13 protein-coding genes and 1 pseudogene are annotated in these 24,782 nt (G+C 74.8%); 9 read left to right on the forward strand and 5 right to left on the reverse strand.

The window, feature by feature from the left end:
- Positions 1 to 42: 42 nt before the first annotated feature.
- From FH715_RS17140 to FH715_RS17150, 3 genes are read right to left on the reverse strand one after another with little or no spacing between them, the layout of a single operon-like run.
- Positions 43 to 7,347, reverse strand: a complete 7,305-nt coding sequence (locus tag FH715_RS17140) for a MupA/Atu3671 family FMN-dependent luciferase-like monooxygenase (RefSeq protein ID WP_246108807.1) — start codon at positions 7,345 to 7,347, stop codon at positions 43 to 45.
- The gene (locus tag FH715_RS17145; protein ID WP_139646206.1) at positions 7,344 to 10,691 is read right to left on the reverse strand and encodes a type I polyketide synthase; all 3,348 of its coding nucleotides are present in this window, start codon (positions 10,689 to 10,691) and stop codon (positions 7,344 to 7,346) included. The genes FH715_RS17140 and FH715_RS17145 overlap by 4 nt, the downstream gene beginning before the upstream one ends.
- Complete coding sequence (locus tag FH715_RS17150) at positions 10,691 to 12,055, reverse strand: MFS transporter (protein WP_246108808.1); 1,365 nt, start codon at positions 12,053 to 12,055, stop codon at positions 10,691 to 10,693. Before FH715_RS17150 ends, FH715_RS17145 begins: the two co-directional genes overlap by 1 nt.
- 430 nt (positions 12,056 to 12,485) lie before the next feature.
- On the opposite strand from FH715_RS17150, the gene FH715_RS17155 reads away from it, so the two are divergent.
- From FH715_RS17155 to FH715_RS17170, 4 genes and pseudogenes are all read left to right on the forward strand, one after another.
- Positions 12,486 to 13,610: a sporulation protein gene (locus tag FH715_RS17155; RefSeq protein ID WP_139646208.1), complete on the forward strand. Its 1,125-nt coding sequence runs from the start codon at positions 12,486 to 12,488 to the stop codon at positions 13,608 to 13,610.
- 141 nt (positions 13,611 to 13,751) lie between these two features.
- Positions 13,752 to 14,207, forward strand: coding sequence for a tellurite resistance TerB family protein (locus FH715_RS17160; RefSeq protein ID WP_139646210.1), 456 nt, complete (start codon positions 13,752 to 13,754; stop codon positions 14,205 to 14,207).
- 137 nt (positions 14,208 to 14,344) lie between these two features.
- Entirely contained in the window at positions 14,345 to 15,073 is a 729-nt protein-coding gene (locus FH715_RS17165) for an MBL fold metallo-hydrolase (RefSeq protein ID WP_139646213.1), read from the forward strand.
- 52 nt (positions 15,074 to 15,125) lie between these two features.
- Positions 15,126 to 15,792 (forward strand): annotated as a pseudogene (locus FH715_RS17170) (class I SAM-dependent methyltransferase).
- Between the two features lie 40 nt (positions 15,793 to 15,832).
- Here the strand turns inward: FH715_RS17170 and FH715_RS17175 are convergent.
- Entirely contained in the window at positions 15,833 to 18,103 is a 2,271-nt protein-coding gene (locus FH715_RS17175; protein WP_139646214.1) for a catalase, read from the reverse strand.
- Between the two features lie 253 nt (positions 18,104 to 18,356).
- A complete protein-coding gene (aztA, locus tag FH715_RS17180) occupies positions 18,357 to 19,118 on the reverse strand; it encodes a zinc ABC transporter ATP-binding protein AztA (RefSeq protein WP_139646216.1) in 762 nt (253 codons plus the stop codon).
- A gap of 50 nt (positions 19,119 to 19,168) precedes the next feature.
- Here aztA and aztB point away from each other — a divergent pair, with 50 nt between their 5' ends.
- From aztB to FH715_RS17205, 5 genes are all read left to right on the forward strand, one after another.
- The gene (gene aztB, locus FH715_RS17185; RefSeq protein ID WP_139646218.1) at positions 19,169 to 20,044 is read left to right on the forward strand and encodes a zinc ABC transporter permease AztB; all 876 of its coding nucleotides are present in this window, start codon (positions 19,169 to 19,171) and stop codon (positions 20,042 to 20,044) included.
- Positions 20,041 to 21,255 carry a WD40 repeat domain-containing protein gene (locus FH715_RS17190; protein ID WP_211367689.1) on the forward strand — a complete coding sequence of 405 codons (1,215 nt, stop codon included), beginning with the start codon at positions 20,041 to 20,043 and terminating at the stop codon, positions 21,253 to 21,255. The genes aztB and FH715_RS17190 overlap by 4 nt, the downstream gene beginning before the upstream one ends.
- Positions 21,252 to 22,175 carry a zinc ABC transporter substrate-binding protein AztC gene (gene aztC / locus FH715_RS17195; protein ID WP_139646220.1) on the forward strand — a complete coding sequence of 308 codons (924 nt, stop codon included), beginning with the start codon at positions 21,252 to 21,254 and terminating at the stop codon, positions 22,173 to 22,175. Before FH715_RS17190 ends, aztC begins: the two co-directional genes overlap by 4 nt.
- Before the next feature lie 68 nt (positions 22,176 to 22,243).
- Positions 22,244 to 23,440, forward strand: a complete 1,197-nt coding sequence (aztD, locus tag FH715_RS17200; RefSeq protein ID WP_139646222.1) for a zinc metallochaperone AztD — start codon at positions 22,244 to 22,246, stop codon at positions 23,438 to 23,440.
- A gap of 277 nt (positions 23,441 to 23,717) precedes the next feature.
- Positions 23,718 to 24,716: an MFS transporter gene (locus FH715_RS17205; RefSeq protein ID WP_139646223.1), complete on the forward strand. Its 999-nt coding sequence runs from the start codon at positions 23,718 to 23,720 to the stop codon at positions 24,714 to 24,716.
- Positions 24,717 to 24,782: the final 66 nt, after the last annotated feature.

Below are 24,782 nucleotides of genomic sequence, written 5' to 3' on the forward strand. Positions count from 1 at the left end.
CCGGCCGCACCGGCCCGCGCGCCCCGCCCCCGCTCCCGTGGCTCAGCCGGTCGCCTCACCGCCCGGCTCCTCGACGCTCTCGCGCAGCAGCGCCACGTACTCCTCGGTCCACGCGCGGACGGTCTCCCGGTCCCACAGGTCGGCCGAGTACTCCACGACGCCGCCCAGCTCCCCGCCGGCCGGGTCGAGCACCATGATGAACTCCGAGCGCGAGGCGTCCGCCGGCACGTCCTCCACCGCGGCGGTCAGCCCCGGCAGGTCCATCCCGGTGTCCAGCGAACTCTCGTATGCCAGCCCGAGCGCCAGCCCGTCCGGCATCGGCACGCCCGTGCGTTCCCGCATCACCGGAGCCACCCGGCGCGCCGGCATCGCCAGCTCCATGCCGCGCACGACGGAGCCGGCGACCTGGTCGACCAGCGCGGCGAACGAGCCGCCCTCGCCGTCGCGGACCCGCAGCGTGAAGCCGGTGGCCGTGCAGCCGACCAGCGACTCGAACGCGCGGCTCTCCCGCCCCGCGTAGGAGATGTTGAGCAGCACGTCGGCCCGCTCAGCCTTGCTCCCGAGCAGCCGGCCGAGCGCGGCGGCCGTCACCACGAACGGCGTGGTGCCGCGCCACGCCGCCCACCGCTCCACCGCCTTCCACACGTCGGCCGGCACGGTGAACGGCACCACGCCGCCCGCGCCGCTCAACGTCTCCGGCCGGGGCCGGTCCAACGGCAGCTCGGCGCGGAACGGCGCGTCGGCCAACTCCTTGAGCCAGTAGTCCAGTCGGCGTTCGCCTGTGGTCCTGTACAGCTCCGCCTGCCAGCGCGCGTACTCCACCTGCTGCGGCGGCTCGGCCGACAGGCCGTCGTCGGCCCCGGTCAGCGCCGCCCGGTAGAGCGCCGCGACCTCCTTCAGCAGCACGGTGACCGCCCACCCGTCACAGGTGCAGTGGTGCAGCACCAGCACCAGCGTCCAGGCGTCCGCGCCGGCCCGCACCAGCCGGTGCGCCAGCACGTCACCGGTGAACGGGTCGAGCGGGGTCTCCGCCGCGCGCCTGGCGATCTCCCCGACCAGCGCCTCGCGTTCCGCCTCAGGACGGTCGGTGAGGTCGTCGACCGGCAGCGCGACCGGCACCGGTTCCAGCACCTCCTGGCGCCAGCTCCCGTCCGCCGCCCGCACCAGCCGGGTGCGCAGCGACTCGTGGCGCTCCACCACCGTCCGCAGCGCGGAGGCCAACGCCCCCTCGTCCAAGGTGCCGGAGAGGTCGATCCGCAGGGCCACGTTGTAGACCTGCGGCCTGGCGTGCTGCCCGTGCCGGGTGGCGAACCTCGCCTGCTGCTCGGTGGACGGGCCGGCGCGCACCACCCGGCGCTCGCTGCCGGCCGCCGCGCCCCCGGCGGGGGCACCGCCCTCGTCACCGCCCCTGCCGCCGCCCCCGTCCGTGCCGCCGTCCGCGCCGCCGTCCAGGAACGCGGCGACGGCCCGTGGCGTCGGCTCCTCGTAGAGCCGGGAGAGCGGGTACTCCACACCCCACTCCTCGCGGAAGCGGTTGACCAGCCGCATCGCGGTCAGCGAGTGGCCGCCCAGGTCGAAGAGCGAGACATCGGGGTCGACCGCCTCCGGGGCCAGGTCGAACTCGGCGGCCCAGATCTCCCGCAGCCGCGCACCCCTCGCCGGGGCCGGCCCCGGCCCCTCGCCCTCCGCCCGCGGTCCACCCACGCCGAGCCGCAGCCCGGCGGGCGCGAGCCGCGCCCGGTCCAGCTTTCCGTTGGCCGACAGCGGCAGCTCCGCCAGCACGTTCCAGGCGCGCGGCACCATGTACTCCGGGAGCCGGTCGGCCAGTTCGCGCGCCAGCAGCTCGGCCCAGGCGCGCCTCCCGGCGTCGTCCGCCGCCGGCGCCACCGGCACCACATGGGCGTCGAGCACGGTCTCGCCGTTGTCCCTGACCCGGCCCACGACGGCGGCCCGCCGCACGCCGGCCAGCCGGCCCAGCACCAGCGCCACCTCCTCCGGCTCCACCCGGAAGCCGCGGATCTTCACCTGGTCGTCGGCGCGGCCCACGAACGACAGCCGCCCCTCCGGGGTCCAGCGCACCAGGTCGCCGGTCCGGTAGTGGCGCGGCGACGGGTCCCCGCGGAAGCGCTCACCGGTCAGGTCGGTCCGGTGGAGATAGCCGTCGGCCACCCCGGGGCCCGACACCAGCAGCTCCCCGACCGCGCCGACCGGCACCGGCCCGCCCGCGTCGTCGACCACCCGCAGCCGCACGTTGTCGACCGGTCGGCCGATCGGGATCGGCCCGTCGTCCGCGCCGTCGTCCCGAGGCGGCACCGACTCGGCGAGGCACAGCACGGTGGTCTCCGTCGGGCCGTAGACGTTCACCGCCTCGTACCGGGCCTCCGGCCTGGGCCGCACCCGCAGCTGCTCGCCCCCCAACAGCAGGTGGCGCAACGGCGGTTGCTCGACGGCCGGCAGCCGCATCAGCTGCTCGCCGAGAGCCGTGGGCAGGATGCTGAACGCGATGCCCCGCTCCCCGTACCAGCGGGCCAGCGCCAGAGGGTCGGTGCGGACCGCCTCGTCCGCCACCACCACCGTGCCGCCCGCCGTCAGCGCGGGCCAGATCTCCAGCAGCGAGGCGTCGAAGCTCTGCCCGCACACCGCCGCCGACCTGTCCTCGGCGGTGAACCCGAACCGACCGTGGTGCCACCCGCACAGGTCCACCACGCCCCGGTGGGTGAGCACCACGCCCTTGGGAACGCCGGTGCTGCCCGAGGTGTAGATCACGCAGGCCGGCGACGCCCCGCCGCCGACGGCCGACGCCGGCGGCACGCCGCCCCCGGGCGCGGCGGCGTCCGGCGCCACCACGGCCACCGCGTCCGGCAGCCGCAGCGGCGGCACCCCGGTCTCCGCGCTCACCACCGCGTACGCCCGGCTCTCGGCGATCACGTCGGCGGCGCGCGCCGCGCCGAGCGAGGGGTCGAGCGGCAGACAGGCGCCGCCCGCCCTCCATATCGCGAGCTGCGCCACCACCAGGTCGGCCGAGCGCGGCAGCCACACCGCGACCACCCCGCCGGGCCCGCCGCCGGGGGAGAGGGCGCGCAGCGCGCCGGCCAGCCGCTCGGCACGCGCCTCCAACTCCCCGTAGCTCAGCACCGTCTCGCCCGCCACCACCGCCGGGTGCCCGGGGCGTTCCGCCGCGCGCCGCGCCACCCACGCGTGAACCGTGGTCTCCTCGACCGGCCGCGCGGGGCCGCGCTCCCAGCTCTCCGGCACCGGCTCGCCCTCGGCCGCCGGCGGCGCCAGCCGCGACAGCGGCGTCTCCGGGGCTGCCGTCGCGGCGGCCAGCACGTCGCGGAAGACGGCGAAGAAGCCGTCGACGGTCTCCGCGTCGAACAGGTCGGCGTTGTACTCCAGATGGCAGCGCACTCCCTCGGGACCGTCGGTGAAGTACACCGTCAGGTCGGTCAGCGCCTTGTCGGGGCCCGCGTCCAGCGCCACGGCCTCGACATCCGGCAGGTCGAAGCGGAACGGCTCGGCCGACTGGAACTCCGCGCACACCTGGAAGACCGGCGTCCGGTCCGTCCCTCGCGGCGGCGCCAACTCCCGCACCACCCGCTCGAACGGCGTCCCCGCGTGGTCGTAGGCGTCCAGCGCCACGCCCCGCACCCGGTCCAGCAGCGCGCCGAACGCGGGGTCGCCGCTCAGATCGACCCGCACCGCGAGGGTGTTGACGAAGAAGCCGACCAACTCCTCGGCGTCCCGGGGCCGTTCCGAGACCGGGACGCCCACGATCACGTCCTCCTGCCCGGTGACCCGGTGCAGCATCGCCGCCCAGCCCGCCAGCAGCGCCATGAACGGAGTGGCCCGCCGCGACTGGCCCAACGCCCGGACCCGACGGGAGAGTTCGGGTTCGAGGGAGTGGAAGACCGCGCGGCCGGCCGAGGTCATCCGCTCCGGCCTCGGCCGGTCCGTCGGCAGCTCCAGCACGGGCAGCTCGCCGCCGAGGGCCCCACGCCAGTACTCCAGGTCACGCGCCGCCTCCGGCCCGTTCTCCGCCGCCCGCACCCGTCGCGCGTGGTCGGCGTAACGGTGCTCCAGCGCCGGCAGCTCGGCCCGCGTCCCGTCGCGCTCGGCGCGGTAGAACGCGGACAGGTCCCGGCTCAGCACGGTCGCCGACGCCGCGTCGACGACGATGTGGTGGAACGACATCACCAGTACGTGCGCGTCCGCCGCCGTGCGCACCAGCCGGCTGACGAACAGCGGCCCGCGCTCCAGGTCGAAGCGGCGGGCGCTCTCCGCCGCCAACGCCTCCCGGACGGCCTCCTCGGGGCGCGCGCCGCCGTCGACCACCTCGAAGTCGGGGGTCGCCTCCTCCCGGACCCGCTGCACCGCCGACTCACCCGCCGGGTGGAAGACGGTGCGCAGCATCTCGTGGCGTTCCACCAGCCGGCGCAGCGCCGCGTGGAGCGCGCCGGTGTCCAGCGGGCCGCTCAGCCGGATCGCCTTCACCTCGTTGTAGGCGGTGCGCCCCGGCAGCAGCCGCTCCAGGAACCAGATCCGTTCCTGCCCCGGCGAGAGCGGCGCGTCCGCCTCGGGCGCGGGACGCTCCCGGTGACGCCGGCGCAGCGCGTCCAACCGGGGGAGCCCGGCGCGCAGTTGCTCGTCCGCCACGCCGAAGTCCACCAGCGCCACGATCTCGTCGGCGCCCGCGTCGGCCACCGCCTCGGCGACCGGCAGCACCGAGTCCACGGAGCCGATCAGCGCGCGCTGGTCGCAGTAGCGGCCGTACGCCCGGCGGAAGACCACGTCCAGGTCGTCCTCGCTCAGCGACCTGAGGTCGGCCTGGAAGCCCAGGCTGTTGGTGACGCCGCTGAAGAGCGCGAGCGAGGCGCGCATGTAGCGCGCCATCGGCTCGAACGCCTCGGCGCGCGCCGTCTCGTGGTCCTCGCCGATGTAGGTGTGCAGCAGCACGGCCACCCGCCCGGCCTCCGGGTCCAGCCCGTGCCTGGCCCTGGCGGCGCGGTAGCGGGCGATGTTCTCCCGCAGCTGCGCCACGTCCTGGGTCATCAGGTTGGTGACGATGCCCAGGTCGTGCCGGGCTGCCAGCTCGTAGGACTCGGGGTTGGCCACCACCGCCGTGTAGCACGGCGGCATCTCCTGGACCGGGCGCGGGAAGAGCCGGATCTCGCGCTCCCCGTCCCCGGTGGCGCGGCGCAGCGCGTCGCCGCGCCACAGCGTCCGCACCTGCTCAAGACGCTCGTACATCTCCTGCTTGTGCCGGCCGAAGCGCTCGGGGAAGAAGACGAAGTCGTCGGCGTTCCAGCCGCTGGCGACACCCAGGCCGATCCGCCCGCCGGAGAGGTTGTCCGCCATGGACCACTCCTCCGCCACCCGGATCGGGTCGTGCAACGGCAGCACCACGGAGCCGGCGTTGAGCCGCACCCGCGCGGTCTCGCGGGAGAGCGCGGCGGCCAGCACGGCGGGGTTGGGGAAGAGCCCGCCGAACGAGTGGAAGTGCCGTTCGGGCATCCACAGCGAGGAGAAGTCGTGCCGGTCGGCGAACCTGGCCGCCTCCATCAGCACCTCGTAGCGGCCCTGGCCGCCCCCGGGTCCCGGCGGCGCCTCGTTCTCCGGGTAGTCGCCGAAGAAGTACAGCCCGAAGTCGGCGCGCCGCCCGGGCGAACCCACGGGCTTCGCGGCGGGCGCGTCGACGGGCGCGGGCCGCTTCGCGGCAACGGGTGCGGGGGCGGGGACGGGGGCGGGGACGGTGGCGGCCGTCGTGGTGGGTTCGGCCGGTGCCGCGGCCGGGCGCGGGCGGTCGGTGGGGAAGAACCCGCCGGCGCGCAGCTCGCGCAGCGCGCCGCGCACCGCCTCGTCCACCCGCGCCACGTCCTCGTCGGTGTGGGCGGTGGAGAGGAAGAAGTTCCGCCACTCCCAGACGTGCACCCCGCGCAACATCAGGTGGTAGTAGAGGAGTTCCATGTCCGCGTGGTGCTCGAAGCGGAACTGCGAGCCGAACCACCGCAGCCGCAGCGGGAACTCCTCCTCCTCGAAGAACGCGTTGAGCCCGGTGGCCAGCGCGGCGGTGCGGTCGTTCAGCCGCCGCTGGAGCCCGGGGCCCTGCTCCTTCAGATGGGTGAGCACGGCGCGGGCGGCCGTCATCGACACCGGGTGCTGGAGATAGGTGCCGCCGAAGAACGTGGTGTCGGCGGGCGGCACGCTGTCGTCGCCGTAACTCCACCACCCGCCGTCGACCCCGTCCATGATGTCGGCACGGCCGGCGATCGCCCCGACGGGGAAGCCGCCGCCGAGCAGCTTGCCGTAGGTGGCGAGGTCGGGGGTGACGCCGTACAGCTCCTGCGCGCCGCGCAGCGCGGGGCGGAAGCCGGTCAGCATCTCGTCGAAGAGCAGCACGATGCCGTGGCGCGCGGTCAGTTCGCGCAGCCGGCGCACGAACTCCACCGGCTGGAGCGCCGGGTTGCGGCTCTGCACGGGCTCGACGACGACGGCGGCGATCCGCGCGGCGTCCCGTTCGATCGTCGCCAGCGCCTCCTCGCTGCCGTAGGTCAGCACGCTCAGCTCGGCGACCGCGCTGTCCGGGATGCCGCGCGAGACGGGGACGGTGCGTGCCGAGGCGTCCCGGCCGGCGACCCGGCCGAGCACCTGGTCGGCGTGGCCGTGGTAGGCGCCCTGGAACGTGACGATCCGGTCCCTGCCGGTGGCGGCGCGGGCGAGCCGGATGGCGGCGGCGTTGGCCTCCGTGCCGGAGTTGGCGAACGCGACGCGCTCCAACCCGGTGATCTCCGCGAGGAGTTCGGCCGTCTCGCCGGTCTCGGCGCTGCGCGGGCCGAGCCGGATGCCACGGGAGAGATGGGCGTGGACGGCCTCCCGGACGAACTCCGGCTCGTGGCCGAATAGCAGCACCCCGAAGCCCATGGTGATGTCGGTGTAGACGTTGCCGTCGATGTCCTCGATCCGGGACCCGGCCGCGCGCGAGGCCGCCACCGGGTACAGCATCTCCTTGGTCGAGCGGCGGAAGCCGACGACGGCCCGGCTGTCGGCGAGCCGGCGCCGGTGGCGCTGCGTCAGCCGCTTGGAGGCGGCGGTCCTGGCGGTGTAGCGGCGCACGAGGTCGTCCAGGTGCTCCTGTTGCGCGCGGGGGGCGCCCGCGCGGACCATCCCGCTGTTCCGCGCGACCTCCACGCGGGGGCCGTGCTCCCGCGGTCGCGCCGCCCCGCTTCCGGCCGCGGTCTCAGTTCCCGCGCCGGTGACGGCGTTCATCTGCTCGGTGACGCGTCGCGCCAGCGCGGTCATGGCCGCCAGGTCCTGGTCGAGGTCCCGGATGCGGCTGCCCTGGTCGTTCACCTGGACTCCCCGTCGTCCGTCCGGGCGGCGGGGGCACCGTGGGCGGCGTTCGCCGGGCTCGCCGCGTTCTGGAGGGTCAGCAGCTGGGTGAGCTGGGTCAGCATCTGGAGCTGGATCTGGGACATCTGCTGGACGCGCAGCGACAGTTCCTCCAGCTCGCGCCGGGTGACGAACTCGCCGGCGGCCGGCGGCGGCGCGGGCGCGGCAGGCGGGGCGGGCACGTGCGGAGCCGGGGCCTGTGGCGCCGGAAGAGCCGGGGCCGGGGCGGCGGGCAGCGGCGACAGCGGTGGGGGCGCGTCGGCGGTGGGCGGCGCGGCCGGCGGGGGCGGCGTGACGGACGCGGCGGCGGGCAGCCGGGTGGTGATGAGTTCCGCGAGCAGCCGGGGCGTGCCGGTCTCCTCGAACAACTCGCGCATCGTCACCCGCACCCCGTGCTCCTGCTCGATCTCCCGCAGGACGTTGATCATCAGCAGGGAATCGGCGCCCAGGTCGAAGAAGGTGGCGTCCACGGGCACCGAGGCGGGGTCCTCGCCGAGGCTGCGGGCGAGCACCGCCAGGATGCCCTCCAGTATCGGCCCGCCGACCGCCGCCGAGGCGGTCGGTCCCGGCGGCGCGGTCCTCGTGCTGTCCGTTGTCATCGTGCTTTCCTCTCTCGCCGGGACCTGGGGCGCCGGCGGTGCGGGGGGCCTGGGCGGTGAGCCGATCCAGTGGGACCGGCGCTGGAAGCGGTAGCCGGGCAGCGGCACGCGCCGCCCCCCGCTACCGGCGAGGAACACCTCCCAGTGGACGTCGGCCCCCGCGCAGTGCAGTGCGGTGGCCGCGTCGTGGAGAGCGCCGAGGCCGGCACCCCGACGCAGGGAGGGAACGGCCCGCACACCCGCCCGCACGCGGCGGGCCAGGCCGCTGAGCGTGGTGTGCGGACCGATCTCCAGCAGCACCCCGGGTCCGGTGTCGGCGACGGCGCGCAGCGCCGCGTCGTAGCGGACCGGTTCGCGGGCGTGCCGCAGCAGGTAGTCGCGGTCCGGCACCCACCCGGGGGCGCGCGGGTGACCGTCGAGGGCGCTGACGAACGTGGTGCGCGCCGGCGTGAACGGGGTCTTCTCCAGCACCGTGGCGAACGGTTCGAGCATCGGCTCGGTCAGGGCGGTGTGGAAGGCCCGGTCCACCGCCAGCCGCTCGTGCGGGACGTTCCGCTCCGCGAGCCGGGCGCGCAGCGCGGCGACCTCCGCCACGGGGCCCGCCAGCACCTGGGAACGCTCCCCGTTGGAGACCGCCAGCTCGACCCCGGGGTGCGAGGCGGCCTCCGCCAGCGCCTCCTCCCGGGTCAGCACCACCGCCACCATGGCGCCACGCGGGCAGGCGTCACGGGTCAACCGGCCCCGGTGGGCCAGCAGTTCGAACCCGTCGGTGAGGGAGAGCGCGCCGGCCGCGTACAGCGCGGCGTACTCCCCGACGCTGTGTCCCGCCACGGCGTGCGGGGTCACGCCGGCCTCCTCCCACAGGCCCACCAGCGCGCACTGGAGGGCGAAGAGCGCCACCTGCGCCGTCTCCGCCGGCCAGGCCGCGTCCGCCGGCCCGCCCGCCCCGGCGAGCAGGTGGGGCAGAAACGGTGTGCCGGTGATCCGCGTCTGCGTCTCCTCGCCGGCGTCCAGCACCTCCCGCACGACGGGGAACTGTTCGTACAGCTCGGTCGCCGCGCCGGCCCGCAGCGCGCCCTGCCCGGTGAACTGGAAGACGACCCGCGGCTCCTCCTCGCCCACAGGTTCGGGAAGGGCCTGGGCCAGCCGGGCGTCCAGCGCCTCGGCCAGCCCCGCCGTGGAGGACCCGCGCACCGCGAGCCGGTGCCGCCCGTGGGAACGCCCCACCGAGGCGGTGGTCACCACGTCGGCCCGCGACAGCTCGGGCCGGGCGCGCAGCGCGTCCCGCAGGGCGCGCGCGTTGTCGACGAGCGCCTCCCGGCTGCTTCCCGACACCAGCAGCACGTCGGGCGCCGGCAACGCGCCGGCGCGCGGCGGCGGCTCGGGCGCCTGCTCCAGGACCAGGTGCACGTTGGTGCCGCCGATCCCCAACGAGGTCAGCCCTGCCCGCCGGGGCGTGCCCGTCTCCGGCCAGGGCTCGGCCGAGCGCGGCACGTAGAACGGGCTCTCCGCGAGCCCCAGTCGCGGGTTGGGCTCGCGGAACCCGGCGATCGGCGGTATCACCCCGCGGTCCAGCACCAGCAGCGCCTTGACCAGGCCGGCCAGCCCCGAGGCCACGTCCAGGTGCCCGATGTTGGCCTTGACCGCGCCCAGCGCGCAGTAGCCGGTGCGGTCGGTGTCCTCCCGGTAGGCGGCGCCGGCGCCCGCCAGCTCGATGGGGTCGCCCTTGAGCGTGCCGGTGCCGTGGGACTCCAGATAGCCGATGGTCCCGGCGTCCACCCGCGCGTGCCGCAACGCGCGCCGGATCGCGTCCTGTTGCCCGCGCGCGCTGGGCGCGGCGTACGCCTTCTTGTCGGCGCCGTCGTTGCCGATGCCCCAGCCCCTGATCACGCCGTGGATGGTGTCGCCGTCCGCCAGCGCGCGTTCCAGCCGCTTCAGCACCACGGCGATCACGCCCGTGCCGCCGACGGTCCCGTCGGCGCCCGCGTCGAAGGCCCGCAGCCGGCCGGTGGGGGAGAGGATCGAGCCCTTGACGTAGTGGTAGCCGAGCACCTGCGGCACATGGACGGCCGCGGCGCCGGCCAGCGCGAGATCGCAGTCGCCGACCAGCAGCGACTGGGCTGCCAGCTGGACCCCGACCAGCGAACTGGAGCACGCCGTCTGCACGTTGACGGCGGGACCGGTCAGGTTCAGCCGGTGGGCGACTCGGGTGGCCTGGAAGTCCGCGGTGTTGCCCACCAGCACCTGGAGCCCGGCCAGCCAGTCGGCGATGTCCTCGTTCGGCAGCACGTTGTTCTGGAGATACGTCTGCAACTGGTAGAGGTGGAAGCCGGTGGAGGCGAAGACGCCGGTGCGGTCGCCGTCGCGCTCCCTCGGATAGCCGGCGTTCTCCAGCGCGTGCTGGGCGCACTCCAGGAACATCCGGTGCTGCGGGTCGGTGATCGCCGCCTCGCGGGCGCTCATCCCGAAGTGACGCGCGTCGAACCCGTCGATGCCCTCCAGGATCGCCGAGGCGCCCACGAAGTCCTCGCGCCCGTACAGCGCCTCGGGCACGCCCGCCGCGCGCAGCTCCTCGTCGGTGAAACGGGTGAACCGGTCCTCGCCGTCGCGGATCACCCGCCACAGCTCCTCGGGGGTGTCCGCGCCCGGCAGCCGGAACGCCGTCCCGATGACCGCGACCCTCGGGTCCCACGTGTCGCCGCCCATCAATCCTGTCCTTCCCGGACGGCGTCGCCGCCGCCCCGCCGCGAGGTCCCCGGCTGCGTTCCTTCCTCGTCCGGTCCCGTCGCCGGGGCTGTTTCCAGTCCCGATCCCAGCGCAGGTCCCAGTCCCGGCTCCGGGGCCGCCTCCGCTCCCGCCCCGGGGTCCGCCTCCGGCGGTCGTTCCCCGCGGGCGCGCACCACCAGCACGACCAGCAGCGCGAGGCAGAGCACGATGGCCAGCCCGTGCAGCGAGGCGACCACGGTCAGCGGCGAGAACGCCTCCAGCAGCGAGCCGCTGACCAGCATCCCCAGCCCGAACCCGGCGTTCTCCGCCGAGGCGGAGAGCCCGAAGACCCGGCCGCGCCGCTCGTCGGGGACGGACTGGAGCCGGGAGACGTAGACCACCTCGGAGACCCCGTCCGCCGCGCCCGCCACCAGCGCGACGGCGAGCGTGGGCACGGTCGGCAGCCCGCTGAAGACCACGATGAACGCCGCCGACATCACACAGGCGCTGATCGCGAACGCCCGCTCGCCCAGCGTGCGCCGCCCGCGCGCGGTGTACCGGGTGAGCACCTGCTGGGCGATGATCACACCGACCGCCCAGGTCGCCCAGAACTGGCTGATGAACGTCGCCGGATGGTCGGGGTCCAGCAGGTCGGAGTAGACCGGAAGCGCCACGTTGTGCGAGGAGGAGCCGAGGCCGTCCACGGCCCGCAGCGCGATCATCGCCATCAGCACCGGCGCCGTGGCCATCAGCACCCGCACCGACCAGCGCGCCGCGCCGTCCGGGTCCTCCCCGCCGTCGCCGACGGCGGCCCGGGTGCGGATCGGCAGCGCCGCCAGGATCGAGGCGGAGATCAGAAAGGTGCTCACGCCCAGCCCGAAGGCGGCCGTGTAGCCGAGCTGCGCCACCAGGACGCCCGCCGACGAGAAGCCGGCGATCATCGCGAACGAACGCCCCGTCACCAGCCAGCTGTTGGCCCGGGTGCGGTGCTCCGCGCCCACGATCTCCGGGATGCTGCTGCGCAGCGCCACCTGGGAGAGCGTCGCGCAACTACCCGTCACCACCGCCAGCCCGTAGAGCAGCGTGATCCGGCCTGCCTCCGGGGTGAGCAGCAGCGCCAGCAGCGCGGAGGCCTGGCAGAGGTCGGCGAAGATGATGAGCCGTTTACGGTCGTACCTACTGACCAGCCGTCCGGCCACGAAGCCGGCGGCCACGCTGACGGCCAGCCGCACGGCCATGAAGAGCCCCGCGGCCAGCGCGCTGTCGGTGACGTCGTAGACGAAGACGTTCAGCGCCACCATGTTGAGGTAACTGCCGTAGGCGGATATGCCGTTACCCAGTACGAGCAGCCGGAAGTGCTTCACGCACGACCCTTTCTGTGACCATGAGGGAAGCGCGCGTGCACCACCGCCGTACCCTCCCCGCTCCCTCGCCGGGCCCTTCGCCCGACGTCCCCTCCGCACCGATACGTTCATCGGATCACATGAGTACCTGCCGACTCGGTCAAGCCTTGCCCGCACGTGCGGGGCTTCACACCAGCAAAACACGGGCCGTTCACCCCTCCGTGCGCCGCGTGCACTCGCGGTGGCGGACCGTCACGCGACGATCGTGGATGCGAAGTTCGTGTTCCGACGGCGGCGGTGGCCGCCGGTCGAGAACGGCCGGATTCACGCGGGTGGCGGCGGGGCGCGGAACTCTTCGGTCCGGTGACGAGTTGCGGTGACGACCCGTGAGTGACCGTGTGCGGTACGGCGGGTCATCGGATCATCGTCACGAGAGGAAGTGAGCACCGCGATGGTGTTCAAACGTCTGCTGGGAGCCCTGGGCGTGGGAGGCCCCTCGGTCGACACCGTTCTGGAGAACGGTGCGGCCCTCCCCGGCGGCCCGCTGCGGGGCCAGGTGCACCTGGAGGGCGGCCAGTCCGATGTGGACATCGACCACATCAGCCTGGAGCTGGTGGCCAGGGTCGAGGCCGAGCACGAGGGCGGGGAGGCCGAGGGCTTCGTGGTCTTCGAGCGCTTCACCGTCGGTGGCGGGTTCCGGCTGGGACAGGAGGAGCGGCGCAGCGTGCCGTTCGCCGTTCCGCTGCCGTGGGAGACGCCCGTCACCGAGCTCCACGGGCAGCCGCTGGGCATCGTCCTCGGCGTCCGCACCGAGCTGGGCGTCGCCGGGGCCAAGGACAAGGGCGACCTGGACCCGCTCGCCGTCCGGCCGCTGCCCGTGCAGGAGGCCGTCCTGGAGGCGCTGGGGCAGCTGGGCTTCGGCTTCACCACCGCCGACCTGGAGCTGGGCCACATCCACGGCAGCGGCCAACAGCTGCCGTTCTACCAGGAGATCGAGATGTCACCGGCACCGGCCTACGCCGGGGCCGCCCGCGAGATCGAGCTGACCTTCCTGGCCTCGCCCGCCGGCGTCGAGGTCGTCTGGGAGGCCGACCGGCGCGGAGGCTTCTTCAGCGAGGGGTACGACACGGTCAACCGCCATGCCGTCGGCCACGACAGCGTCGGCCAGACCGACTGGAACGCCCAGGTCGACGCCTGGGTGCGGCAGTTGCTCGACCACCACGCCGGCCGCATGGCCCAGCTGCCCCACCAGGGCGGCCACCCCGGATTCGCCCAGCCGGGCTACGGACAGCCCGGTTACGGCCAACCCGGTTACGGGCAGCCGGGTTACGGCCAGCCCGGGTACGGCGCGCCCTACGGCGGTGGGCACGCCCACAAGGACGACACCTACGGCGAGCACCACGGCCACGGCCACTCCTCGGGCCCCGGCATCGGCACCGCGGTCGCCGCGGGCGCGGCCGGCCTCGCGGTGGGCGCGGTGGCCGGCTACGCGGTCTCGGAGATGTTCGACGACGACGGCGGCGGTGACGGCGGCGAGGCCGAGGCGGCGGAGGAGGAGGGCGGGGACGAGGAGTGACCTTCCGGCAGGTCTTCTCCGACGCGCGGATCAACCACCCTGCTGAGACAGGAAGTTCTACATTGCTGTAGAACATGTGCGGTGGCGGGCCTCGTCCCGCCACCGCAGTCGATCCGTTTTCGAGGACACCGGAGTTTTCCTATGGCCCTGTGGGACCGCGTCAAAGAGTCGGCCGCCTCGATGCAGGAGCAGCTCAACGCGAAGAAGAACGACCTCAAGAGCGGGGCGTTCCGGGACGCCAGCATGGCGATGTGCGCCCTCGTCGCCGCCGCCGACGGCTCCGTCGAGCCGGCCGAGCGTCAGCGCGTCGCGCAGCTGATCACCACCAACGAGGTGCTGCGCAACTTCCCGGCGGACGACCTGCGTCGGCGCTTCGAGGAGTATGTCGACAAGCTGGAGGCCGACTTCGAGTTCGGCCGCGTCGGCCTGCTCCAGGACGTCGCCAAGGCCAAGAAGAAGCCGGCCGAGGCGCGCGCCGTGGTCCAGATCGGCATCGTCATCGGCGGCGCCGACGGCGACTTCGACGACACCGAGAAGGCCGTCGTGCGGGAGGCGTGCTACTCGCTGGACCTCCCGCCCGCGGAGTTCGACCTCTGACCCGCTGACCCGCGCGCGGGCGCGGGCGCGCGTTCGGCGGGGAGGCGGCTCGGTCAGGTCGTGGTCGGCGTGGCCGAACGCCTCGCTGACCGACCGCGCCCGGGGCGCGCGGTCCGTCGGCGTGCGAGCATGTACCGGTGCGCGCGCTGACGGTGCTGGGAAGCTGCGGCGCCTGGCCGGAGGCCGGGCGGGCGGCGAGCGGGTTCCTCCTGGAGTACGAAGGCTTCCGCGTGGTGCTGGATCTCGGCTACGCGACGCTGCCCCGGCTGCTGGCGCGGTGTCCGGCCGACGCCCTCGACGCGGTGGTCGTCACCCACGCGCACCCGGACCACTGCGCGGATCTGAGCGCGCTCTGCCGGGCGCTGCGCTTCGGCGGGCGGCGCGCCGGGAGGGTGCCGTTGTACTGCGCTCCCGGGGTGCTCGCACGGGTGGAGGCCATGGAGCCGACCGAGCCGCTCGACGACGTCTTCGCCGCGCACCCGCTCCCGGGCCGCCACGAGGTGGGGCCGTTCCTTCTGGAAGGGCGCACGCTTCCGCACCATGTGCCGCACGCCGGGGTGCGGTTGACGGCACCCGGGCTGGCGCTGGCCTACAGCGGCGACGCCGGCCCGGCCCCGACGCTCGGTGAACTGGCCGCCGGTGCCGACCTGTGGGTGGCGGGAGCGACCCTTCAGGGCATGCGCACCGACCCGCACCTGCTGAGCGCGGCCGAGGCCGGCCGCTGGGCGGCCCGCTGCGGGGTGAAGCGTCTGCTGCTGACCCACTTCTGGCCAGGCGCCGCACGCGGCGTCTCCGTCGCGGAGGCCACCGCCGCCTATGACGGGGAGATCCTGGCCGCGGACGAGGGCATGGCCGTCCCCCTCTGAGCCGACCCGGGCCGGGGCCCGTTGTCAGTGGTCGCTGGCAGGATGCGGCGGCATGGAGGAACTGAGGCAGGCCATCGCCGCCTACTGGGACGACGCCGCCGGCGCGTTCGACGACGAGCCGGACCACGGGCTGCGCGCGCCACGCACCCGCGCGGCCTGGGCGCGGCGGCTCGCCGACTGGATACCGGAGGGGCCCGCGCCCGCCAGGGTGTTGGACGTCGGCTGCGGCACGGGGTCACTCAGCCTGCTGTTGGCGGAGGCCGGCCACCGAGTCGTCGGCGTCGATCTCGCGCCGCGCATGGTGGCGGCGGCGCACGCCAAGTGCGCTGCCGCGGGGCACGAGGCGGACTTCCTGGTCGGGGACGCCGCCCGGCCGCCCACGGGGGGAGCGGCTGTTCGACGTGCTGCTCGCCCGGCACCTGGTGTGGACGCTCCCCGATCCGGAGGCGGCCCTCGCCGCCTGGGTCGCGCGACTGCGCCCCGGCGGCACGCTGGTGCTGGTCGAGGGCCGATGGTACGAGTCCGGTCGGTCCGTCACCCTGTATGTGGCGGGCGCCGGGGGACTGCCCTGGTCCCACGGCGTCTCCGCCGCCGAACTGTCGGCGGCGGTCCGCCCGTTGGTCCGTGAGTGTCGGGTGGTCGACCTCACCGTCGAGCGAGAGCTGTGGGGCGGACCAGTCGCTGACGAGCGCTACGCCCTCGTCGCCACGACGCGGTGAGACCGGGGCGGGCCACGCGGCCCGCCCCGGCCGGGTGGTGTCAGGCAGTCGCCTCGAAGCGGGACCAGACGCGGTGGGTGCCCAGGAGGGTGACGACGTCGCGGAGGGTGCCGGGGCCGTCGGGGCCGAGGACCACGCCGGGGGCGTCGGTCGGGACGCCGGCCGCGGTGAGTGCGGCGTCGGCGCCGGCCCAGCCGCCGAGGGCCTTGCCGTGGCGGTAGGCCTCGGCCAGCAGCAGCCCGACGCGCGGGTCGGTGGTGCCGCCCCTGCCGGCAGCCGCCTTGGCGTCCCTGGCGCCGCCGGCGTCGTCGCCGGTGCCCGGCGTCCCCGCGACGAGGACGGCGTCGAACTCGACGGAGCGCGCCGTCACATAGGTGCGCTGGACAGTGAGCGCGTCCTCACCCGAGCCGAGCCGCCCGCCGGTGGGGGCGATCACCAGCGGCACCATGCCCGCCTCCAGCACGGCCTGCCGTACCGCGCGCACGTCGTCGAGCCCGCCCGTCCCGTCCGTCACGACGCCGACGACCCGGCCGTCCACCGGCCAGTCGCCGCCCACCTGGGAGAGGGCCGGGCTGGGGGAGACCTCGGGCACGTCGGCGATCGGGTCGGGGACCGGCAGCCCCAGGCCCGCCGCGACCTGGGCGCCCAGCTCGGCGTCGACGGTGACCAGCACCCGCAGCGCGCGCTCCCGGACGGCCTGTTCGTAGCACTTGCCGAGTTCGAAGGTGTAGGCGCCGATGATGTGCTCGCGCTCCACCGGCGACATGCTGAGCCAGAAGCGGCGGGGCTGGCTGAAGTGGTCGGCGAACGACTCGGGGGCCTCGCGGACCTTCCGCGCCGCCTCGACCCGCACCGGCGCCTCCACGTAGCCGCCTTCCTCCGCGCCGGAGAGGAAGGGGCAGCCGCCGTCGAGCGAGTTGGGCCGGTAGGGGGCGACGCCCCGGTGCACCGCCGTCTGGTGCATCCCGTCGCGGAGCATGTCGTTGACCGGGCTGTGCGGCCGGTTGATGGGCAGCTGGGGGAAGTTGGGGCCGCCGAGCCTGCTGATCTGGGTGTCCAGATAGGAGAAGAGCCGGCCGGCCAGCAGCGGGTCGTCGGTGAGGTCGATGCCGGGCACCAGGTGCCCGACGTGGAAGGCCACCTGCTCGGTCTCGGCGAAGTAGTTGGACGGGTTGGCGTCGAGCGTCAGCAGGCCGATGGGCTGGACGGGCGCCAGCTCCTCGGGGACCAGGTTGGTCGAGTCCAGCAGGTCGATGCCCTCGAAGGTCTGCTCCGGGGTGTCGGGGAACGTCTGGATGCCCAGTTCCCACCGCGGGTAGGCGCCGGCCTCGATCGCGTCGGCGAGGTCGCGGCGGTGGAAGTCGGGGTCGACGCCGCCCAGCAGCTGGGCCTCCTCCCAGACCAGCGAGTGCGCGCCCAGCCTCGGCTTCCAGTGGAACTTCACCAGCGTGGTGCCGCCCTCCGCGTCGACCAGCCGGAAGGTGTGGACGCCGAAGCCCTCCATCATCCGGTAGGAGCGCGGGATGCCCCGGTCGGACATGTTCCACAGCGTGTGGTGGGTCGCCTCGGTGTGCAGGGTGACGAAGTCCCAGAACGTGTCGTGGGCGCTCTGGGCCTGCGGGATCTCGCGGTCGGGGTGGGGCTTGCCGGCGTGGATCACGTCGGGGAACTTGATGGCGTCCTGGATGAAGAAGACGGGCATGTTGTTGCCCACCAGGTCGAAGACGCCCTCCGAGGTGTAGAACTTGGTGGCGAAGCCACGGGTGTCGCGCACCGTGTCGGCGGAGCCGCGCGAGCCCAGCACCGTGGAGAAGCGCACGAAGACCGGGGTCTCCACGTCCTTGCCGAGGAACGCGGCGCGGCTGATCCCGCTGGCGGTCCCGTAGCCGCGGAAGACGCCGTGCGCCGCCGCGCCCCTGGCGTGCACCACGCGCTCGGGGATCCGCTCGTGGTCGAAGTGCATGACCTTCTCGCGCAGATGGTGGTCCCGCAGCAGCACCGGGCCCCGGGCGCCGGCCTTCAGCGAGTGGTCGGAGTCGGGCAGCCGGGTGCCCTGCGCGTCGGTGAGCCGGTCGCCGCCCTGCGCGACCTGCGCGTGCTCCAGCCGGGTGGACTGGCCGGTGGGGGAGACGGGCTTCGGGCCGGTCTGGTCGGACTTGGGCGGCAACGGGCCGCGCGGCGAGGTCGGCTCGTCGACCGGGGGTGACTCGGGGCCCGGCTTGCCGGGGACGCCGTCCTCGGGGCCCGTGGCCGGCCGCAGGGCCTCGCTGATCCGGTCGGCCGCGCGCTTGAGCGGGTTGCTGTCGTCCATCGTCGTGGTTCCTTCGCGTCGGCCGGCCGTGGCCGGCGCAGGGTGGCGGACGGCACCGACCGACGGCCGGCCCGTCCCGTTCGCGCCGGGTACCCCGGGCGGAGGGGCGGGCAACGAGGCCGCCGGAACGGGCGGAAGGCGCAAAAGGCCGGCGGAAGTCCCTTTGCTGACTCTTTGTCACCCTAGGTCCGACATGGCGCGGAGCCCCGTTCATCGACCGCGTGAGTCGCCCGCCGATCGGGTGTCCGCGGGGTCAGGCCCGTTCGACGGCGTGGGCGGCGGTGCGGGCGGCGGGGAGTTCGGGCGTTCCCCACGCGCGGCGCAGGGCCTCGGGCGTCAGCGCCTCGGCCGGCGGGCCCTCGGCGAGCGGGCGGCCGTCGGCCAGCAGCAGGCAGTGGTGGGCGTCGAGCGCGAGGCGCAGGTCATGGGTGGCGTGCACGACGGTCGTCCCCGCCTCGCCGGCCTCGGCGAGGACGGCGGTGATCCGTTCGCGCGCCTCGGCGTCCAGGCCCGCCGTCGGCTCGTCGAGGAGCAGCACCTCGGGGCGCTGGGCGAGTCCCTGCGCCACCAGGGCGCGCTGCCGCTGCCCGCCCGAGAGGGAGCCCAACTGCCGCCGCGCGAGGTCCGCGATGCCCAGCCGCTCCATGCACTCCTCGACGAGCCGCCGGTCCGCCCGGCGGGCGCGGCGCCACGGCCCGAGGTCGGCCCAGCGGCCCATCGCGACCGTCTCGCGCACGGTCAGGGGCAACGCGTCGGAGACGGCGCTGCGTTGGGCGACCAGCGCGGGGCGGCGGTGGCCGAGTCCGGTGACCTCGCCCGTGGTCGGGCGCAGCACCCCGGCGAGTACGGCCAGCAGCGAGGACTTGCCGGCCCCGTTGGCGCCGACGAGCGAGGTGACCCGGCCGCCCGGCAGCCGGGCGGTGACCTCGGTGAGCGCCGGGCGGTCGCCGTAGCCGGCGGATATCCGGTGCACGGCGACGTCGTGGGGCCGGTCGGCCGGAGAGGTGTAGGTCACGTCGAGAACTCCTTGCTTCTGATAATCGTTTTCATTGTAGGGTGCTCGTCATGGAGTGGTTCTTCGACCCCTTCACGGTGTCCTTCGTGCAACGGGCGCTGTGGGGTGGGCTTCTGGTGTCCGCGATCTGTGCCGTGGTCGGCACGTGGGTCGTGCTGCGCGGGCTGGCGTTCCTCGGGGACGCCATGGCGCACGGGATGCTGCCGGGGGTGGCGTTGGCCTCGATGGCCGGGCTGAGCCCGCTGCTGGGCGCCGCGGCCAGCGCGGGAACGATGGCGCTCGGGGTGACGTCGCTGCGGCGGCTGCCGAGGCTCTCGGGGGACACCGGGATCGGGCTGCTCTTCGCCGGGATGCTGGCGACCGGCGTGATCATCGTGTCGCACTCGGAGTCCTTCGCGGTCGACCTCACCGGCTTCCTCTTCGGCGACGTGCTGGCCGTCCGCGACGCGGACCTGTGGCTGCTGGGCGCCGCCTTCGGGATCACCGCCGCGGTGGCCGCGGCCGGGCACCGCTCCTTCGTCGCGCTGGCCTTCGACCCGCGCAAGGCCCACACGCTGGGCCTGCGGCCCGGGTTGGCGCACGCCGTGCTGCTGGGGCTGATGACGCTGGCGGTCGTCTCGTCCTTCCACGTGGTCGGCACGCTCCTGGTCTTCGGCCTGCTCATCGCGCCGCCGGCCACCGCCTCCCTGTGGGCCGCCAGGATCCCGCTGGTCATGCTCGGGGCCGCGCTCGTCGGGGCCGGCTCGACGGTGCTGGGGCTGCTGGTCTCCTGGCACGCGGGCACGGCCGCCGGCGCGACGATCGCGGCCGTCGCGGTCGCCGCGTTCCTCGTCTCCGCCGTCTGCTCGGCCGTCGTCAACCGACCGCGCGCCCCCGCCACCGCCCCCACGCACCCGACCACCACGCGAACAGGAAACGAGCAGTGAAGGCACCCCACCGCACGAGAACGGCCGCCACCATAGGCGCGCTTCTCCTCCTCACCGCCGCCTGCGGGGACGGCGGGACGGAGACCGACCCCGAGCCCGCCGCCGATCAGACCCCGCACGGCTATGTCGAGGGCGCCGAGGAGACGGCCGACACGCAGACCCGTCTCGTCCTGGCCGACGCCGAGAGCGGCGAGGCCGCCGTCCTCGACCTCGCGACCGAGGAGACCACCGCGCTCGAACCGCTGCCCGGAGTCGAACGCGCCCTGGGCGACGGCAGGTTCGCCTACCTCGCCGGCGCGGAAGGACGGGTGCACGTCGTGGACAGCGGCGGCTGGACCGTCGACCACGGCGACCACGTCCACCACTACAGGACCGAGGCCCGGGCCGTCGGAACGGTCGAGGCGCCCGGACTCACGGCCGTGCACGCCGACACCACGCGCACCGCGCTGAGCCTGGACGACGGCACCGCGCGGCTGCTGGACCGGGCGCCGCTGGAGGACGAGGGCGCCGTGGGCGAGCCGAGCCAACGGGAGACCGAGGGGGCGGCCGGCGTCGCCGTGCCCCACGAGGGCCGTCTGCTGGTCCCCGTCGCCGACGGGCGGATCGACGTCAGGGACGCCGAAGGCGCGACCGTCGCCACCCTCGACGAGAACTGCCCCGAGGCCGGCGGCGCCGCGGCCACCCGGCGTGGCGTCGCCTTCGCCTGCGCCGACGGCGCCCTGCTGGTCTCCGCCGAGGGCGACACGTTCACCGGGGAGAAGATCGACTACCCGGAGGACACCGAACCGGCCGCGCGCGCTACCGCGTTCACCCACCGCCCCGGCAGCGACACCCTCGCGGCCAGGGCGGGGGACGACGGTGCCTGGGCGCTCGACCTAGCCGCGCGCTCCTGGACCCGCGTCGACACCGGCCCCCTGCTCGCGGTCAACGCGGTCGGCGACGGCGCGACGCTGCTCGCCCTCACCGAGGACGGCGAGCTGCGCGCCCACGACCTGGCCGACGGCGAGGTCACGGCGAGCACCCCGCTGCTGGAGCGGCCCCCGGGCGAGGGCGAACCGGCCCCCGTCATCGAGGTCGACACCGCGCGGGCCTACGTCAACGACCCGTCGGCCGGCGTCGTGTACGAGATCGACCACCAGGACGACCTGCGCCTGGCCAGGACCCTCGCCCTCGACTTCGCGCCGGACCTGATGGTGGAGACGGGCCGGTGAGGCGGCGCACGCTCGCGACGGCCGCCGCCGGGCTGCTGGCGCTCGCCGCGCTCCCCGCCTGCTCCGGCTCCGGCGGGGACGGCGAGGGGGTGGTGGTCACCACCAACATCCTCGGCGACGTCACCCGCGAGATCGTCGGCGACGAGGCGGAGGTGACGGTGCTGATGAAGCCCGACGCCGACCCGCACTCGTTCGGCGTCTCCGCGCGCCAGGCCGCCGAGTTGGAACGCGCCGGGCTGGTCGTGCACAACGGGCTCGGCCTGGAGGAGGGCGTCGCCCGCAACGTCGCCGCAGCCGAGGAGGCGGGTGTGGCCACCCTCGCCGTCGCGGAGGGGACCGACCCGCTGCCCTACGCCTCCGACGCCTCCGAGGGCGAGCTCGACCCGCACTTCTGGACCGACCCCGGGCGGATGCGCACCGCCGTGGAGCTGATCTCCGAGAGCGTGATCGAGCACGTCGACGGGGTGGACGCCGACCGGGTGCGGGCCAACGCCGAGGCGTACGCCGGCGAGTTGGACGACCTGGAGACGTGGATGACCGAACAGTTCGCCACCCTCCCCGCCGAACGCCGCGCCCTGGTGACCAACCACCACGTCTTCGGCTATCTCGCCGACCGCCACGACTTCCGCGTGGTCGGCGCCGTGATACCCAGCGGCACCACCCTGGCCTCGCCCAGCGCCTCCGACCTGGAGTCCCTGGCCGAAGCCGTGCGGGAGAACGAGGTGCCGGCGATCTTCGCCGACTCCTCGCACCCCGACCGGCTCGCCCAGGTGCTCGCCGAGGAGGCGGGGCTCGACGTCCAGGTCGTCCCGCTGCACTCCGAGTCCCTCACCCACGAGGGCGGGGGCGCCGCCACCTATCTGGAGATGACGCGCGCCAACACCGAGGCGATCGTCTCCGCGCTCGGCGCCGACCTCTGAACCCCCCGCAGTCCGCCGACGGCCCGGACCCCCGGTCCACCGGCCCGCACCAGACAAGGAAGAAAGCCATGTCCCACCGCCCCCGCCGACTCCGCGGCGCGCTCGCCCCGCTGACCGCGCTCGCGCTGACCCTGACCGCCTGCGGCTCCTCCGACGACGACGCGGAGAGCTCCGACAGCGCGGCGCCCGCCGAGGACACCGCCGCCGAGCACTCCGTCACCGACCCGCTGGTCCTGACCTACGACGGCGGCCTCCAGGTGCTCGACGGGCAGACGCTTGAGGTCGTCGAGGACATCCCGCTGGAGGGCTTCAACCGGGTCAACCCCGCCGGCGACGCCGACCACGTGCTGGTCTCCACCTCCACCGGCTTCCGCGTGCTGAACGCCGCCGAGGCCCGGCTCACCGACGAGGAGTTCCCCGGCGAGCAGCCGGGCCACGTGGTGCGCCACGCGGGCAAGACCGTGCTCTTCGCCGACGGAACGGGCGAGGTCACCGTCTTCGACCCCGCTGAGCTCGGCGAGGGCCTGCCCGAGACCGAGAGCTACACCACGCCCGAGGCCCACCACGGGGTGGCCGTCGAGCTGGAGTCCGGCGAACTGCTCGTCACCCTCGGCACCGAGGAGTCGCGCAGCGGTGCCGCCGTCCTCGACGAGAACCGCGAGGAGGTCGCCCGCGACGAGAACTGCCCGGGCGTCCACGGCGAGACCGTCGCGAGGGACGAGGCCGTCCTGGTCGGCTGCGAGAACGGCGCCCTGGTCTTCGGCGACGGCGCGTTCACCAAGATCGACGCGCCGGACGCGTACGGCAGGATCGGCAACGTCGCCGGCAGCGAGGAGTCCGCCGTGGTCCTCGGCGACTACAAGCAGGACCCCGACGCCGAACTGGAGCGGCCCGAGCGGGTCTCCCTGATCGACACCGCCTCCGGCGAGCTGGAGCTGGTCGACCTCGGCACCAGCTACACCTTCCGCTCCCTGGCGCGCGGCCCGCACGGCGAGGCGCTGGTGCTGGGCACGGACGGCCGGATACACGTGATCGACCCCGAGTCGGGCGAGGTCACCGACCAGGTCGAGGTGCTGGACGAGTGGCAGGAGCCGCTGGAGTGGCAGCAGCCGCGCCCCGCGCTCTTCGTCCGCGACCACACGGCCTACGTGACCGACCCGGAGGCGAACGAGATCCACGCCGTCGACATCGAGTCCGGCGAGATCCTCACCACGGGTGAACTCTCCCAGGCGCCCAACGAGATCACGGGCGTCACCGGCGGCTGACCCCCGCCCCGCCGAGGCGCCGCGTCACCCCGTTCGACTCCCGGGGAGGCGCGGCGCCACGGCGTCTCCGGCGGTCAGCGCTTCCGCGCCGGCCCGCCGGGCCTCGGTCGCGGGGTGGGGTAGCGTGCGGGTATGTCGAGTCCCGAGTCGGACAGGCCGGGGGCTTTCGGTCACGCCGTCAGCCCCCTGCCCCGCTGAACCACCGCATCCCCCAGGGGGCTGGCCGCGGTGACGAGAAGACGTCTCCCGTTTCTCTCCTCACCTCGGAGCCCACCCGATGCCTCTTCCTCTCTACCTGCTCGCCCTGGCCGTCTTCGCCATGGGCACCTCCGAGTTCATGCTCGCCGGCCTGCTGCCGGACATCGCCTCGGACCTGAACGTCACCGTCGGCCGCGCCGGGCTGCTCACCTCCGGCTTCGCGGTCGGCATGGTGGTCGGCGCCCCGCTGGTCGCGGCGTCGGCCCGCCGCTGGCCCCGGCGCGCGAGCCTGCTGTCCTTCGTGCTCGTCTTCGCCGCGGCCCACCTGCTGGGCGCGGTCACCACGAGCTTCCCGGTGCTGCTCGCCACCCGGTTCCTCGCCGCGCTCGCCAACGCGGGCTTCCTCGCCGTCGCGTTGACGGCGGCAGCCGCGCTGGTCCCGCCGGAGCGCAAGGGGCGCGCGCTGGCCGTGCTGCTCTCCGGCACCACGGTCGCCACCGTCGCGGGCGCCCCCGGCGGCGCGGCGCTGGGCGCGCTGGTCAACGCCGCGACGTTCGGCGTTCTCACCTTCCTCGCGCCCGTGGTGACCGAGACGGCGGGGCTCGGTGAGCTGTGGGTCCCGGTCGCGCTGGTGCTCTTCGGCGTCGGCGCGTTCGCGGGGGTCAACGCCGCCGGCCGGTTCGCCGACCGGCGGCCCGTCGCGGTGCTGGCGTGCGCCGGCCCGCCGCTGCTGCTCGGCTGGCCGGCGACGGCGCTGCTGGCCGAACGGCCGTGGGCGCTGTGCCTGCTGGTGCTGGTGCAGGGCGCGTTGTCGTTCGCGGTGGGGGCCACGTTGATCACGCGGGTGCTCTACGCGGCGGCCGGCGCGCCCACCATGGCCGGCGCCTACGCGACGGCGTCGCTCAACGTGGGCGCGGCCGTCGGCCCGTCGCTGGCCGCGCCCACGCTCGGCACCGCGCTGGGTGACGTCGGACCGCTGTGGGCGGGCGGGGCGCTGGTGGCGGTGGCGCTGGTCGCCGTGGCGGTGCTGGCGCCGCGCGGGGTGCTCGGTGCCTCCGGCCCCGCCGGCGGCGACTGACCCGTCACCCCGCCCCCGTGACGGCCGTTCCCGCGTTCCATGACGAGACCGTGACGACGGGCCTTC

This window comes from Streptomyces sedi, assembly GCF_006335015.1.
Taxonomy (GTDB): domain Bacteria; phylum Actinomycetota; class Actinomycetes; order Streptomycetales; family Streptomycetaceae; genus Streptomyces; species Streptomyces sedi.